The organism is Kaistella faecalis, assembly GCF_019195395.1.
GTDB classification, from domain to species: Bacteria; Bacteroidota; Bacteroidia; order Flavobacteriales; family Weeksellaceae; genus Kaistella; species Kaistella faecalis.
Genome location: NZ_CP078067.1, coordinates 2,244,354 through 2,259,348 on the forward strand (window position 1 = coordinate 2,244,354; position 14,995 = coordinate 2,259,348).

General features: G+C 39.6%; 13 protein-coding genes. 6 read left to right on the plus strand and 7 right to left on the minus strand.

Features of this window, described 5'->3' with window-relative positions; all coding sequences use genetic code 11:
- Positions 1–19 precede the first annotated feature (19 nt).
- The 6 genes from KTV93_RS10560 to KTV93_RS10585 all read right to left on the minus strand — a co-directional run bounded on the left by KTV93_RS10560 (position 20) and on the right by KTV93_RS10585 (position 6,167).
- Positions 20–2,539, minus strand: a complete 2,520-nt coding sequence (locus KTV93_RS10560; RefSeq protein WP_218248926.1) for a TonB-dependent receptor domain-containing protein — start codon at positions 2,537–2,539, stop codon at positions 20–22.
- A gap of 141 nt (positions 2,540–2,680) precedes the next feature.
- Positions 2,681–3,715: an endolytic transglycosylase MltG gene (gene mltG / locus KTV93_RS10565; protein WP_218248928.1), complete on the minus strand. Its 1,035-nt coding sequence runs from the start codon at positions 3,713–3,715 to the stop codon at positions 2,681–2,683.
- 42 nt (positions 3,716–3,757) lie between these two features.
- Positions 3,758–4,534: a diaminopimelate epimerase gene (gene dapF / locus KTV93_RS10570; RefSeq protein ID WP_218248929.1), complete on the minus strand. Its 777-nt coding sequence runs from the start codon at positions 4,532–4,534 to the stop codon at positions 3,758–3,760.
- A 101-nt stretch (positions 4,535–4,635) separates the two neighbouring features.
- The gene (pnuC, locus tag KTV93_RS10575; RefSeq protein ID WP_218248930.1) at positions 4,636–5,301 is read right to left on the minus strand and encodes a nicotinamide riboside transporter PnuC; all 666 of its coding nucleotides are present in this window, start codon (positions 5,299–5,301) and stop codon (positions 4,636–4,638) included.
- A 112-nt stretch (positions 5,302–5,413) separates the two neighbouring features.
- The gene (locus tag KTV93_RS10580) at positions 5,414–5,851 is read right to left on the minus strand and encodes an OsmC family protein (RefSeq protein ID WP_218248931.1); all 438 of its coding nucleotides are present in this window, start codon (positions 5,849–5,851) and stop codon (positions 5,414–5,416) included.
- A gap of 4 nt (positions 5,852–5,855) precedes the next feature.
- Positions 5,856–6,167, minus strand: a complete 312-nt coding sequence (locus tag KTV93_RS10585; RefSeq protein ID WP_218248932.1) for a rhodanese-like domain-containing protein — start codon at positions 6,165–6,167, stop codon at positions 5,856–5,858.
- Positions 6,168–6,431: 264 nt separating this feature from the next.
- Between KTV93_RS10585 and KTV93_RS10590 the strand changes: the two genes are divergently transcribed.
- Entirely contained in the window at positions 6,432–7,973 is a 1,542-nt protein-coding gene (locus KTV93_RS10590) for an APC family permease (protein WP_218248934.1), read from the plus strand.
- A 50-nt stretch (positions 7,974–8,023) separates the two neighbouring features.
- Positions 8,024–9,040 carry a WD40/YVTN/BNR-like repeat-containing protein gene (locus tag KTV93_RS10595; protein ID WP_218248935.1) on the plus strand — a complete coding sequence of 339 codons (1,017 nt, stop codon included), beginning with the start codon at positions 8,024–8,026 and terminating at the stop codon, positions 9,038–9,040.
- Between the two features lie 25 nt (positions 9,041–9,065).
- Here the strand turns inward: KTV93_RS10595 and KTV93_RS10600 are convergent, their stop codons facing one another.
- Complete coding sequence (locus tag KTV93_RS10600; protein WP_218248936.1) at positions 9,066–9,812, minus strand: hypothetical protein; 747 nt, start codon at positions 9,810–9,812, stop codon at positions 9,066–9,068.
- A 524-nt stretch (positions 9,813–10,336) separates the two neighbouring features.
- On the opposite strand from KTV93_RS10600, the gene KTV93_RS10605 reads away from it, so the two are divergent.
- From KTV93_RS10605 to hemN, 4 genes are all read left to right on the plus strand, one after another.
- Positions 10,337–12,100, plus strand: coding sequence for an NACHT domain-containing protein (locus tag KTV93_RS10605; RefSeq protein ID WP_218248937.1), 1,764 nt, complete (start codon positions 10,337–10,339; stop codon positions 12,098–12,100).
- Between the two features lie 246 nt (positions 12,101–12,346).
- Complete coding sequence (locus KTV93_RS10610; RefSeq protein WP_218248938.1) at positions 12,347–12,832, plus strand: hypothetical protein; 486 nt, start codon at positions 12,347–12,349, stop codon at positions 12,830–12,832.
- 2 nt (positions 12,833–12,834) lie between these two features.
- Entirely contained in the window at positions 12,835–13,134 is a 300-nt protein-coding gene (locus tag KTV93_RS10615; protein WP_218248939.1) for a hypothetical protein, read from the plus strand.
- A 182-nt stretch (positions 13,135–13,316) separates the two neighbouring features.
- Positions 13,317–14,678 (plus strand): oxygen-independent coproporphyrinogen III oxidase, encoded by a 1,362-nt coding sequence (gene hemN / locus KTV93_RS10620; protein ID WP_218248940.1) that lies wholly within the window; start codon positions 13,317–13,319, stop codon positions 14,676–14,678.
- Positions 14,679–14,995 lie beyond the last annotated feature (317 nt).

Genomic DNA, 14,995 nt, shown 5'->3' on the forward strand with positions numbered 1-14,995 from the left:
TAATAAAACTAACTCTTTTTTACATTGGTCCTTGCGGCTCGTCATCGCCGGAAGAATTACTGTTAATATCTTTCTTACGTTTTGGCTGATCAATTTTTTCACCCTGTTTGAAGCGGTAAGTCAATGAAACGTTGAAAGTTCTCGGGTTCCATCTCATGAATGATTCTTTTTCAAAGTTGTTTCCAAAACCTGTCATCTCACGGCCTCTGGTTCCTAAGATATCCTGGATGTTAAAGGCAAGTGTTCCGTTTCCTTTCCAGATGGTTTTATTGGCTCCGAAATTAAGTACATACATTGGTTTGCTTTCGCTGGAAGCTGTTTTCTGACCTCCTCTGTAAAAGCCCTGTACCTGCATGCTGAAGGTTTTATCCACTTTAAAGCTATTGGTGAGTCGGAAACGTGTAGAGAAACCGGAACCGTCGAATGACATTGGCTTAATCATTGTTGCTGCATCGAAATATTCACCATCGGATTTATACCCAAACAGATCGGCGCTTGCCATAATTTTCCACCATGAAAACAGGTCAGCAGTTGCATTAAGGTCTAAACCGTATTGGTGCTCGTTTCCGATATTAAACGGCTTTGTGATCAGTACGTTATATCCCGGAGTTTCGCTCACTACCACAAAACGGGTTTCGTCTTGAGTTGCGCGGTAATATAGGGTAGGGTTGATCGTGATTTTTTTCTTCTGAATAGCATATCCCACCTCAAATGAATCGATATATTCCGGATTAAGGTCTTCATTTCCTCTGAAGAGATTTTGACGGTTGGCTAAAGAAGTAGGATAAGGAATCAAGAACCAGGATCTTGGCCTGTTGATTCTTCTGGAGTAATTCACCAATAACTGGTTGTTGGAGCTGCCCAAGTCATAGCTTAAAAATACACTGGGGAAAAAGCCTGTATAATTTTTTTCCTTGCTCGACTGGTTGCCGCTTAAACTCCTGTAGTCGATTCCGATATTTGAGTTTTCTGCACGCAGACCTAACTGATAACCGAACTTGTCGATTTTACTCTTGAACTGTGTATAAACGGCGTTAATGGATTCGCTGTAAACGGTATTTCCACTGTAAGCATCTACAGTTCCATAATTGAGGAAGGTATCGGTTTCGCGATTTAAGAAATCATAATCGTTATTGTTATTGTCGAAACGGTAACCTGCTTCAAATTTAGAGGCTTCACCAATAGGCAATTCGTAGTCGATTTTACCAATAATGGATTTATTTATCGTGTTGTTATTGCCAGAGGAGCCGTATTTAAAGACCGCCTCATCAAATTCACGGGAATTTTCCACGGACTCGTTATCACTTTTCTGCAGACTCAGTGAAAGATAAATATTATGGCCCTGATCATTAAATTTATGATCCAAACCTAAATCTCCCTGAAGTGAAAGATTTTTACTGTTACCCAGAGCCAGCGTCTGAGTGTAAGAATCTACATTTCTAGCGGCATCATAACCGAAATTATCCACGGTATTGTTGTTTTCACTTTCAAAAGTACGCAGCATTCCTGAAACGTTGAATGATGTTTTATCTGAAAGATCTACCGTGAAACCTGCGTTGGCATTATAGTTTTTATTTTCGCTGGCGTTAAGAGAATTCTGCTCAAAGTAAGAAGTGGTAGCTCCGGTTGCAGGATCAAAAAATCTTGTATCACTGTCGTTTTTACCTTCACTTTCACGATAACCGCCGCCGCCATTCAGGAACCATGTCCAGCTTCCTTTTTTCCAGCTCAGGTTGGTATTCAGGTTGGTGCTTGGCAAATATCCAACACTTCCGGTTACGCTTCCGTTGAAGCCCATTCCTTTGGTTTTCTTCAGGATAATATTTAAAATTCCGGCGGTACCGCTGGCTTCAAATTTAGAAGAAGGGTTGGTAATTACTTCGATTCTCTCAATCTGGTCTGCAGGAATGGATTGTAACGCATTGGCACCACTGTCGATGCCCAGAAGCGCCGAAGGTTTTCCGTTAATAAGAAATCTTACATTGGAGTTTCCACGCATAGATACTGTACCGTCTGTTTCAACCGAAACGGAAGGAACGTTGGTCAGCACATCCTGCAGATTACCACCTTTGCTGATGATGTCTGTAGAAGGATCGTAAACTTTTTTATCCAGTTCAACCCTGTAAGGTTTTACGGCTGCCGCAGTGATTACGACACCCTGTATATCCTGGGTTTTTGTATTGGTTAAAGAACCTTCGGGCTCCACCGAAATACTGCCGAGATTTCCCGGTCTGGCAATCTGTTTATTTAGAGTTGATTTTTTGAAATCGATGGCTTCTACTGTGATGTCGTAGTTGCCCGGAGTTAATGCAAGCTGGTAGTTTCCTTTTTCATCAGTCAGTGCTGCATCGCTGAAGAGTTTGTTGGCCTTGTTGCTGAAGCTTACCGAAGCATAAGGAACCGGCTGGTTCTGTTTGTCTACGATTTGCCCGCTCACATTCATTTTTTCCTGCGCAAAGGCGAAAGCCGCCGCAGTAAGTAAAAATGTTAAGCCTAATGTTTTCCTGGTAAAATTTTGAGTAATTTCAGTTTTAATCATGTCAGTCGGTTTGTAATCGCTCGATACCCTTCACGTGAAGCGGGGTACAGCCGATTAGATGTCAATTTTTTAATGTATTAGCTAATTAGACGCAGAATTTGCCTGAATGTTAAAGCGGAAGATGTTAAATAATGTTAACATTTATCTGATATTCTTCGAATTCAGCCATTCCTGATAATCCCGGGCGTTTTTAGCATGTTCGGCATCGCTTGCAGTAAAGCGGTGAAATCCGAATTTATCGGGATCTGCAGCCATGAAGATATAGTTGTTCCGGTCGGGATTAAGAACCGCGTCAACCGAACTTTTATCGGTAATACAAATCGGTCCCGGTGGAATTCCTGCATTGGCATAAGTGTTATAAGGAGAAGGGTGTCTCAGATGTTTGTAAAGAACCCTTTTTATCGGAGTGGTAAAATTGGTCTCTTTGTTAATTGCATAAATTACTGTTGGATCGCTCTGTAGTTTCATTCCTTTTCGGTAACGGTTCAGGTACAGGCCTGCAATCGTCTTCTGTTCATCCGGTTTTCCGCCGGATTCTTTGTACACAATCGATGCAAGCGCATAAATCTGATCGCGTGTTAAGCCGCTCTGTGCTTCTTTCGCTTTTCTTTCGGCGGTCCAGAAATCGTTGTACTGGTCCTCGAATTTCTGGAAAAACTCATCCGGAGTTACCGTCCAGAAAAAATTATAGGTGTCGATGAAAAAATATTTCTTCAGGTCTTCAGCGTTGCTGTAGCCTTTCTTAACCGCTATTTTATTCAGGTCTTTTGCAAATCTCAGCGAGTCGAGCTCGGTTTTTTTCGTTACACGCCCTACCATTTGATATACATCTCCAAAATCTCCGATCCTGAAAGTGTTTTCGGTCTGGTTGCCGGCTTTAATCATATTCACGAGATCGGTATTGCTGGTTCCGGATTTAATGCGGTAACGTCCTGCTTTGAAGAAACGGTCCATGCTTTTATCCAGAGCAACCGCCTTAAAGGATTCCCTGTTTTTAATATATGGCGTAATGGAATCCAGGATTGAATTGAAGTTTGCCGAGTGCGGAATCAGTACATAGCCTTCTTTAGCGACATTGCTTCCGAAAAATTTCTGATAATACCGCAAACCGAAAAATCCGCTGATTAACAGAATAACCAATGCAATGACCGCAACAACCGAAATCCCTTTTTTCATATAATTATAATTGATTTTCTAATCTAGATGTTTTTCGCTGTTTCAGAGGTTTATTTTTCCTTTGAAGACCTGTTTTGCAGGACCTTCCAGCCAAATATTTGTGAACGCACCGCCGTGCTGTTCGGCGTATACTTTAAGATTTCCGCCCAAAACTTTTACATTAACTGAACTGTTGCTTTTATCTTTAAGATAAACCAGTGCTGATGCGGTAACCCCTGTTCCGCAGCTGAATGTTTCATCTTCAACTCCGCGTTCGTACGTTCTGACGAATATTTCGTTTTCCCCGGTTTCTTCCACGAAATTCACGTTGATGCCTTCTGTTTTGTAAGTCGCAGAATTACGGATTCTGTTACCTTCAGCATACACTTTAAAGTTTTTCACATCCTCCACATACTGTACGAAATGCGGCGAACCGGTATTAAGAACATGGTCTGCACCATCTTTATTTATTGCAGAAACATCAATCATTTTCAGTTTCACGATGCCGTTGCTGATTTCTGCTTCATGAATTCCGTCGACTGCTTCAAAACTTGCCCGGTCTTCGAAAATATCCAGAAAATGGGCAAACGCTACAATGCATCGGCCACCATTTCCGCACATGGTACTTTCATTTCCGTCGGAATTATAATATACCATTCTGAAGTCGGTGTTGGCATCATTTTCAAGTAAGATAAGGCCGTCGCCACCGATTCCGAATCTTCGGTCACAAAGCCTCTCAATCAACTCTTTTTCTTTAGGAAACTGCATATCGCGGTTATCGATCATTACGAAATCGTTGCCGGTTCCCTGGTATTTGTAAAATTCAATTGTATTCTGCATAAGAAACCAAAATGGTTATAAAATATGGCAGCAAAGATACTTAAAAGGGATAACCTGAATTGATGTGGATGCGTTAAAGTTTTTACAAAATAACCGAACGATTACGGCATCAGTTTCCGTGGCTTTTTCCATTCCAAATACCCAATCACCGCCATTACGGTGAATACCAGATATTGGACGGAGGTAATTCCCAATCCTTTGTAAAGCATCATGGGGATGCAGATGATATCGCCGATGATCCAGAAAATCCAGTTCTCGATCTTTCTTTTTGCCATGAGCCACATGCCCACAAGAAAAATAGCGGTGGTAAAAATATCCAGCCAGTTGGCCCAGTCGAGATGATAAAGCCCGAAATCGGCATTTTCCGCAGAAAACTGATTATCAATAAACGGCTTATAATAGTAAACAACCGTCACCAAAATTAAGCTGATTAGGAAAAGTCCGGCAGAAACTGCCCACTCTTTTCTTGTGGCGGCCGACACTTCTACATGAACATGGTCCTCGGAACTTTTTGCCCAAAGTACCCAGCCATAAACGCTCATCACGGTATAGTAGAAGTTGATCATCATATCGCCCAGCAACCCGAATTTAAAAAGGATATAAACGTAAAGTGCCGTAGAAATAATGCCGGTTGGGTAGACCCAGATATTCTTTTTAATCGAAAAATAGACACTCAGAAGACCGAAAAGCGTGGCGGTTGCTTCCAGAATAATCTGATATGTTTCGTAGGATTCGTAAGGTTTTATGAAGAGTTCATGCAGATTCATGAACCAAAGATAATTTTTTTAATTGACGGAAGTAAGCATTTTGCACGCGACAGTGTGTTTCACTATAAAACCCCGTAATTTCCGGGGTTTTTGTCATTTTTACTTTTCTATATTATTGCCCGATTATAATATTCGGAACCATCGTAATTTTTGAATTTACTGAATTAGAGATCAGGCAGTTGGCTTCGGATTTCTGCAGTACACGCTCTGCTTTTGCGCGGTCTTCTTCGTGAGTAATGACCACGGTAGGTTCCAGAATCACTTCTGTCATCAGGAATTTACCGTCGGTACGATCGAGTTTACCGCTGGATTTAATGGTGAAATCACTGAACTCCAGTTTAGAGTTTTCAGCGATCGCCACAAAAGTCGTCATCAGACAGCTTGCCACTGCTGCGGTAAAGAGATGTTCCGGTGACCAGATTCCTTCCACGCCGGAAGGGAATTGGGGTGGTGTAGCGATTTCAACTGCGGTTGTAAGCTCTGGAGAAGTCATTTCGCCAGTCCGGCCGCTTTTCCAGTTAATGTCTACGTTATAAAAATGTGCTTCCATAGGGTTAAATTTTATTGTTTAAACTCATCCATCCGCCACCGTTGTAAACCTTAGTATAGCCGGCTTTTTTCAGAATGCTCTGTGCAGAAGAACTTCTCATTCCCGAGGCGCAGCAGGTAATAACTGGTTTGTTTTTGTCCTTGATTCTGGAAAGGCTTGCAGAAAGCTGATCTACGGGAATATTGATGGAGTTTTTCACATGTCCGCCGGCATATTCGCCTTTGCTTCTTACGTCTACGATCACAGCGCCTTCTTTCACGAGCGCAGCAAAATCTGTACTTTCCATTCCGAATAAACTTTTAATTGAATCAAACATATTTCTGTATTTTTTATTGTTATTAACAGGGCAAAGGTAGCATGCCCAAGAATCTGAGTCGGTAACACAGGTTACATAAGCATGCGCTATAAAATTTGAATCAGGAGTTTTAAACACGGTTGAGACAGGTCGAATTATCTTTTTCCTTTCAAAATCAGTGATTAACGATAAAATAGGCAGTAAAACTTAAATTAAAACACCAGAAAATATTGATATCTCAAAATATTTTATATTTTTGGAAATCTTAAAAAAACAATAAAACGTATGGCAAATATTTGGATCAAGAAACCCATGGAAGCGTATGAAGCTGACATTAAAAAGAGCGAGCTGAAACGCGTACTGGGTAAATGGAGTTTGACAGCAATTGGTATCGGTGCTATTATCGGCGGCGGTATTTTTGTTTTAACAGGAACTGGCGCATACTATCATGCCGGTCCGGCGTTGGCGCTGTCCTTTGTAATTGCGGGTATTGCCTGTGTTTTTGCCGCATTGTGTTACGCTGAATTTGCTTCGATTTTACCGGTAGAAGGATCGGCTTATGCCTATGCTTACGGAACCGTGGGCGAAGTTTTTGCGTGGATCATCGGTTGGGGACTCATCCTGGAATATGCCATGGGATCGATGACGGTCGCTGTGTCCTGGTCAGGTTATTTTACCAAGTTCCTCCATATGTTCGGAATCCATTTGCCGAACTGGCTTACGACCGATCCGCAAACTTTTGCAGCAGCAGGAGGAACAGGATTTTCTATGAATCTTCCGGCTTTGCTGATTGTACTTTTTGTAATTTCTATTTTGGTAAGAGGAACCAAAGGTGCTGCGAAAGCCAATAACTTTATCGTAGTTCTGAAAGTTTCAGCAATTATCTTCGTAATTATTGCGGGTCTTTTCTTTATTAATGTAGAGAACTGGACTCCTTTCATTCCTGCACCGACTGTAATTACTGAAAATGGAGTGTCGCACGAAGCTTACGGTTATGCCGGTGTAGTTGCCGGAGCATCTGCGATCTTCTTCGCGTATGTAGGATTTGATGCAGTTTCAACACAGGCGGGCGAAGCGATCAATCCGAAAAAGGATGTGCCGTTTGCCATTATTACTTCTTTGGTCATCTGTACTGTGCTGTATATATTAGTATCTCTGGTGCTTACCGGGATGATGCATTATACCGATTTCAATCCGCTGGGCAAATATCCGGACGCGATTAAGGCGCCTGTAGCATATGCCTTCGATATCGCTGGCCAGGCTTGGGCAGGTTATATTATCACTATTGCAGCAACCGTAGGATTAATTTCTGTATTGATGGTAATGATCATGGGGCAGTCCCGTATTTTCCTTGGGATGTCTAAAGATGGTTTGATTCCGAAGACTTTCTCTAAAGTTAACGCCGCGACCGGTGTACCAAGAAAAAACCTGATGATTTTAGGTGGCGTAATCTCTGTAGTTGCTGCGTTTACACCGATTAATGATCTGGCCCACATGACCAGTTTCGGAACTTTGTTTGCCTTTACCATGGTGTGCGTTGCAGTGTGGATCCTCCGTGTGAAGCAGCCTGAATTACCGCGCAGTTTCCGCGTGCCGTTCTTACCTGTCATTGCAACTTTGGGAATCCTGATCAACATTTACCTGATCATCAACCTGAGTATCGAAGCGCAGACTTACTCATTCATCTGGCTCATCATTGGGGTTGTAATTTACTTCCTTTACAGTAAGAAACACTCGAACCTGCAGAACGGAGGTTTCGGTGAGACTTTTAAAGCAGAACAGGAGCCCCTTGAAAAAGTAGATATCGACATCGATAATAAAGATTAAATAATTTTCCAAAAGTCCGCATCACTGCGGACTTTTTTTTCAATATGCATATGAAAAAATCAGCCCTAATCATTCTGTGTCTGTTCAGCCAGTTCATCTTTTCACAAACGCTGGAAACAGAAGTTCTTCTAAAGGATAAAATCTCAATCCGAGCGTTGCAGCTATATGATGGCAAAGTGTGGTATACCGGCACGGATTCTAAATTCGGGTATGTAAGTCTTAAGGATAGCGCGGATAAAAAGCAGATTAAGCTTTCGTCCGAGAATCTTCAGTTCAGAACGTTGGCGCAAACTAAGTCCAGTTTTTATGCGATTAATATTGCTTCGCCAGCCAAATGGTTCACCATTCAAAAAAGTGATTTAAAGGTTAATTTAAACATGATCGACACCACCAAAACCGTCTTTTATGATGCTTTTGTTTTCGACCAAGCTAAAAACCGTGGCATTGCAATCAGCGATCCTAACGAAGACGGAAGCAGTAAAAATTTAATTTTCACGTATGCATCACGCAAAAATCCAAAGACCGATTTTCCTCAATATTTCCCGGGTGAAGCGCATTTCGCAGCCAGCAATACCAATATTGCGATGCAAGGAAATTGGGTGTGGATTGCCACAGGTGGAATGAAAGCCAGAATTTTCAAATTCAATTGGAGTCATCCTTTCACTTGGAAAGCCATAGAAACTCCTTTCATCCAGGGCACCTCCTCACAGGGCATTTATTCCATTGATTTCTACGATAAGAACTTCGGAATTGCCGTGGGTGGCGATTACACCAAACAAGCTGAAAACATCAACAATATCGCGACCACCAATGACGGTGGCGAAACCTGGCAGATTCAGGCTTCAGGAAAGAATGCGGGTTATAAAACCTGCGTAAAAATCCGTCCCAAATCAAAAGGGAAAGACATCATCGCCGTGGGCGACCAGAACATAGAATTCTCCAGCGATTACGGAAAAACCTGGACGAAAATTTCAGAGGAGAAAGGCCTCTATGTCTGCGAATGGGTCGACAGTAACACCCTTGTTTTTGCCGGAAAAGACCGCATTGTGAAAATGACGCTGCGCTGACCAGACTTTTTCAGTCAATAAAAACTTAATCTTCAAATGTGCTGAGGTGTGTACTCATCAGCATGCCTGTCCACAGATACGCTGCCGAAAACGCTTCCTTCATCACTGAAGACTGATTGGGTGCCCCAAACTTCAGACAGCCGATGATGAGCAGCCATCCTTCCGCTGCATCCACCGGGAAGATCCAGTCCTGAGCAGGGACCGCCGAAGTTCCGCTGATCTCCAGTTCAAGTTTTGCAACCTCCTTTATAGGCACAGCCTCTTTATTAAGATCGGCAGTAATCGCAACGAGCGTCAGCACCGCTGAACTGCTGTTTTTGACCGGAATGATCTGGTTTTTCCATTTCAGTTCAGGGAGGTGGACTTTCATTTCACCGTTGGATTCCATTTCAAAAGTCAGAAAGAAGTTCGTGCAGCTTTCCCATTCCATTTCCGGGTTAAATGAGAAACCTGCCAGAGCCTGCGGATTTCCGAAACCGGTACCCGTTCCTGCGCTACCACCCGTATCGCCAGTAACTGTTTTCCTGATCCTTGCGCGTTGCTTTGCTGCAAAATATTGCGGAGCAGGAACTCCAAGCATGCGGAGGACCTGAAGGCGGAACGTCTTTTCCCTGCTGCTTACCAGCCCGAAAACGCCGGCTGCAGCTTTGGTCTGGGTCGTCTGTTTTACACGGTCGGGTTTTGCCCTTACGAATGCGCGTTCGCCATCATTAACAAACACAATATTACCGATGGTACCACTCAGGTTGCCGTTTTTTTTAACTCTTGCCATTATTTTTTTTCTTATCTTTAGTTTTCGGTAACGCAAAAAGGGCAGTTTATTTCAAACCCTTCGGGTCACCTTCCATAAAGATACAATATAAATTAATTAAAACTCCAATATAGATCCAATAGCTTATTAGACTTATATTGGAGTTTTATTGGACTTATATTGGACTTGGGTACTACGGTGGATATACAGTGGACGAACAGTGACCCGTACTAAGATAACGATACAGTTTAATAAGGTAAAGCAGTCGGGTAACTTCGAGGCTATAGGTGCGAATGGTAGTTGGGATGGAACGTGATCCATATAATATTTTTTCCGCGGTGGTATCTGGAACGCCACTGAAAACAGCATGAGCAATAATCACCTAAATATTTTGTATAACTTATTGTTTAATTTATACCTAATGCGCGACGGTAGGTTATTGACAAATGTCTGTCAATCAATAAAAACCATGATTTGCAGGAATGTATTATATTCATATATTTGGAGTTAGCCGCAATAATATAATTGAAAGAAAAAATTTTAATATGGATAAAAGTTTAGAAGTAACATCCCTAATTCAGCCATTAAAAGACTTATACAATTCCGTTAGCGATGAATGGAAAAATTTTTTTGATATAGGTCTTGATGACTACCTTTACTCTCAAACCCACAAATATTTTTTCACAAATACATTCATACATAGAAGTGAAAAGGTCAAGTTCTATGATATTTATTATCCCATCAAAGCAAAACATAATAAATTGACTACTGATTTTTCTGATATCGAAGAGCTATTTTCTTCATATTCAAAAATAATTATTAATGGTTCTGCAGGAAGTGGGAAAACTACTCTGATCAAACATCTTTTTTTAAAGAGTCTATTTGAGAAAACCAGAATACCAATTCTAATTGAACTACGTCACCTAAATGATTACGATGGGAACATAGAAAAGCTTATAACAGACAAAATATTAAATAACAATGTAAAGCCAAATTCTAAAATTTTAAAACGCTCATTACAAACAGGAAAGTTCTTGTTTTTATTTGACGGATATGATGAAATATTTTCCCATAAAAAAGATGATATTAATCGCCAATTAGAATATTTTATTGATCAGTATAGTAATAATAATTTTGTTATTTCAACTAGACCAGGAAGTGGTATTGAGATATTTAATAGATTTTTTGATTTTAAAGTCGAAAAATTGACAAATGAGGACGTAATAAATTTTATAGATAAGATAGTAGAAAATGATGAGCGGAAACAAAGAATTTCAGACATTGTTAATGATCCTACAAATGACAGTTACTTTGAATTCCTTCGTAACCCTCTACTTTTGTCAATGTTCATATTAGCATTCGAAAATCATCCCGAAATACCTCAAAAGAAAAGTGCATTTTATAGAAACGTGTTTGATACGCTTTATTCAAAACACGATGGAATTACAAAAAATAGTTTTCCAAGAGAAAAACAGTCAAACCTTCAAAGAGATGATTTTGAAGATATCCTTAGCGTATTTTCATACATAAGTTCAATTGACGGAGATTATAAATTTACTGAAGAATTCTTGACGGACACTTTAAATAAAGTAAAGGAATCTACAAATTATAAATTTGAAACTCAAAAGTTTATTTACGATTTAAGAACTACGATATCTATCTTAGTTTTGGACGGGTTTGAATATTTCTTTCCACATAGGTCAATGCAAGAATATTTTACTGCATTTTTTATAAGCAGATTGCCGACAACGAAAAAAGCTTTAGCATATAAAAATATATTTTCTGCGTTAGAAAGTTCATCAAATGATAATAGTTTTACATTTTGGAACCTATGCAAGGAACTTGATAACATCGCTTTTAATGAAATATTTCTTTTACCAAGACTTAAAAAAATATACACTAAATTAAATGTAAAAGATGAAAAGATTAAACTTAACAATTTTATAGAAATTTTTCAACCAGCAGTTCATCTAAGCGGAAATGAGAAAGAAGTTATGATTTTAAGGGCTAGAAACCTTCAAACATCTTTATTGACATTTTGTCATTCTTATAACTACGAATTATTACTCTCACATCCGAAAAACAACAATTGCACTCACAAAATAATTGAACTACTTAAAGATGAATTAACCAATTCAAATTTGATAAGAATTTCTAACAGAAGAATAAAATTGAAAGAATTGCTTATTGAAAATAATTTCATAGACACCATTGATAAGATTGCAGATGGCCTACGAAAAACAATAATAAATCTTCAGTCTGAAGTAAAAAAAACAGATAAGGGACTTGATAAAATTTTAAAACGGTAAAAATTACTGCGGCTAAAGTTTTGGCAAAAGACGGGGTGAATATTGTCTTTGAGAACTCTGTTAGCAATATCCGCAATAATGCTTTTCATATTTCTTTTTTGCTTAATTTAGAAATCTGAAAAAGCATTTTGCTCAGGTCGGTTTTACTTTGAAATTGTCTGCAAGGTAGCCCGTCCTTCGCCAATACTTTTTCGTTATTTGCAAGTTTATACAAAGCACCGTTATTACAATATTTTTAAATAATTTATGAAAAACTTAATCAATCTATTGCTTTTTTTTCTAATTTCTACAAATCTATTTTCTCAAGGAATTGGAAATTCAAAAACAACTCAAAGTTTACAATTTCCTACTAGTGAAACTGTTCCTGAAGATAAGGCTAGAGTTTATGTGATGAGAACAACAGGAACTTTATGGAATTATAGTGTTACAGTCTATTTAGATGAAAAAGTGATAGGTAAAGTTGGTCCAAAATCTTATTTAATGTTTGATATCGACACAGAAAATGAAGTTAGAATTGGAACTGCATTTATAGGAAATAATGTGAGAGACAAAAATGAAGAAAATCAAGAATTTTTAACTATTAAACCAAAACCAGGAAAAATATATTATGTTGGTGTAAAAGCAAAATATGGGACATTTAGAGGTCAAACAGAAATTACACCACTTGAAAATAATGAGGCAATAAAACTAATTCCAAAACTAGATAAACCCAAAGCAAATTACATTGAATAAATATGCAATATACTTTTGAGCAATTGAAAAATCAAGTAATTTCATTAGATTTTACAAAATTTGATGAAATTTATAATTTGAACTTAAACGAATTAAAACAACACGTAAATTTTCAAATTGAAAAAACCAAAGAGGAAATAGACAAAGAGTTTGAAACTTTTAATCTTCCTGAAATAAAAAATATAGATCAACTTTTTAAGAATGATAAATATTTGGTAAAAAGCATAAAACTTCCAACTTTATTTCCAACTTTATATTTATTGAATAGAATAAAAGTTGATTTAGATAAAATAATTGAATAAAAAACCTGCAGATAACATTGGTAACCGTTGCACAACCTAATTTTCCCGTGTTAGGTTTACGGATCTTATAAATACCAATCTCTTTTAAGCGATTTAAAGGAGGTTTTTTTTGCAGATGATGCCTTCATTCAACTTGACATTTATCACGCACCCACCGCAAATAAATTTCTTATTTTTGCAGGATGAATACTTCACTCATCGACAAATATAATATTCCCGGGCCGCGATACACTTCCTATCCAACCGTTCCGTTCTGGGACGAAACATCCTTTACACCGGAGTTGTGGCAGCAGTCGGTCATCAGATCTTTTAATGAAAGTAACGATGCCGAGGGAATTTCGATCTATATTCACCTTCCATTCTGCGAGCAGCTGTGTACGTTCTGCGCCTGCCACAAACGGATTACCAAGCAACATTCTGTAGAAACACCTTATCTGGAAAGCGTGCTGAAAGAATGGGATCTTTATTTAAAGCTTTTCGGCAAAAAACCAAAAATCAAGGAACTTCACCTTGGTGGCGGAACACCGACTTTCTTCTCGCCTGCAAATCTGAGAACTTTGCTCGAAGGTATTTTTGCCAAAGCAGAAATCGCAGAAAATCCTGAGTTTTCCTTTGAAGGTCATCCCAACAATACCACCCGCGAGCATTTACAGACTTTATATGATTTAGGGTTCCGAAGATGCAGTTTCGGGGTGCAGGATTACGATCCTCAGGTTCAGAAAGCGATTAACAGAATTCAGCCTTTCGAAAATGTAGAAAGAGTGACCAACTGGGCCAGAGAGATTGGCTACAAAGGCGTTTCTCATGATCTGGTTTTCGGTCTTCCGTTCCACACCTGGGAAAAAATGGAGTTCACGATCCGCAAAACTTTGGAACTTAAACCTGACCGTTTGGCCTTTTATTCCTATGCGCATGTGCCGTGGATTAAAGGAGTCGGACAGCGAGGTTTTGATGAAAACGACCTGCCAAGCGGTGAGGAGAAACGTAAACTTTACGAAAACGGCAAGAAGCTTTTAGAAGAATTAGGATACAAAGAAGTCGGAATGGACCATTTTGCGCTGGAGCATGACGATCTTTACCAGTCTATGGTTTCAGGGGATATTCACCGGAACTTCATGGGATATTCGTCAAGCAAAACGCAGCTGATGGTTGGTTTGGGAATGAGCGCGATTTCGGATTCGTGGTATGCTTTTGCCCAGAATAATAAAACAGTGGAAGAGTATCAGAAACTGGTTGAAGAAGGAATTATTCCGGTGGTAAAGGGACATCTTCTGAGTGAGGAGGATCTGAACATCCGCAAGCATATCCTGAACCTGATGTGCCGTTTAGAAACTTCGTGGGATCTGCAGACTTCATTCCCCGAATTACCCAATGCGCTGGAAGCACTAAAGGAAATGGAGGCCGATGGACTGGTTGAACTTTCAGACCACACCATTAAAATTACAGAAAAAGGACGTGCCTTCACCAGAAACGTTGCGATGACTTTCGATCTGCGAATGATGCGCAATAAGCCAGAGACAAGGATTTTCTCGATGACGATATAACTGATATGAATGAATTCATCTCCTGGAAATCGGCCGTTGCTCCACAACTGGTTTTAGGGAGTTCCGTAGGAACGGACGATATCTTAAGGTAGGAATTCATTCCTACCGTCTTAAAACTGAATTATTGCAGGAGTTCCGTAGGAACGGAGGGTATGACAGGGCAGGAATTTATTCCTGTTATCAAATAAAACGGGTCTCGGCAAAATAGCTTATGAAACGTAATGTCGGATATGGATATGGATTTTGGATTTAAATTTTTAAAATTTGGATATGAATGAATTCATATCCTGGTAATCGGCCGTTGCTCCGCAACTGGT

Coding starts and splice junctions, on each gene's coding strand:
- dapF (WP_218248929.1), bottom strand. CDS start 4,534: ATGCAGAATACAATTGAATTTTACAAATACCAGGGAACCGGCAACGAT.
- KTV93_RS10610 (WP_218248938.1), top strand. CDS start 12,347: ATGAAAAACTTAATCAATCTATTGCTTTTTTTTCTAATTTCTACAAAT.
- KTV93_RS10600 (WP_218248936.1), bottom strand. CDS start 9,812: ATGGCAAGAGTTAAAAAAAACGGCAACCTGAGTGGTACCATCGGTAAT.
- hemN (WP_218248940.1), top strand. CDS start 13,317: ATGAATACTTCACTCATCGACAAATATAATATTCCCGGGCCGCGATAC.
- KTV93_RS10560 (WP_218248926.1), bottom strand. CDS start 2,539: ATGATTAAAACTGAAATTACTCAAAATTTTACCAGGAAAACATTAGGC.
- pnuC (WP_218248930.1), bottom strand. CDS start 5,301: ATGAATCTGCATGAACTCTTCATAAAACCTTACGAATCCTACGAAACA.
- KTV93_RS10590 (WP_218248934.1), top strand. CDS start 6,432: ATGGCAAATATTTGGATCAAGAAACCCATGGAAGCGTATGAAGCTGAC.
- KTV93_RS10615 (WP_218248939.1), top strand. CDS start 12,835: ATGCAATATACTTTTGAGCAATTGAAAAATCAAGTAATTTCATTAGAT.
- KTV93_RS10605 (WP_218248937.1), top strand. CDS start 10,337: ATGGATAAAAGTTTAGAAGTAACATCCCTAATTCAGCCATTAAAAGAC.
- mltG (WP_218248928.1), bottom strand. CDS start 3,715: ATGAAAAAAGGGATTTCGGTTGTTGCGGTCATTGCATTGGTTATTCTG.
- KTV93_RS10595 (WP_218248935.1), top strand. CDS start 8,024: ATGAAAAAATCAGCCCTAATCATTCTGTGTCTGTTCAGCCAGTTCATC.
- KTV93_RS10585 (WP_218248932.1), bottom strand. CDS start 6,167: ATGTTTGATTCAATTAAAAGTTTATTCGGAATGGAAAGTACAGATTTT.
- KTV93_RS10580 (WP_218248931.1), bottom strand. CDS start 5,851: ATGGAAGCACATTTTTATAACGTAGACATTAACTGGAAAAGCGGCCGG.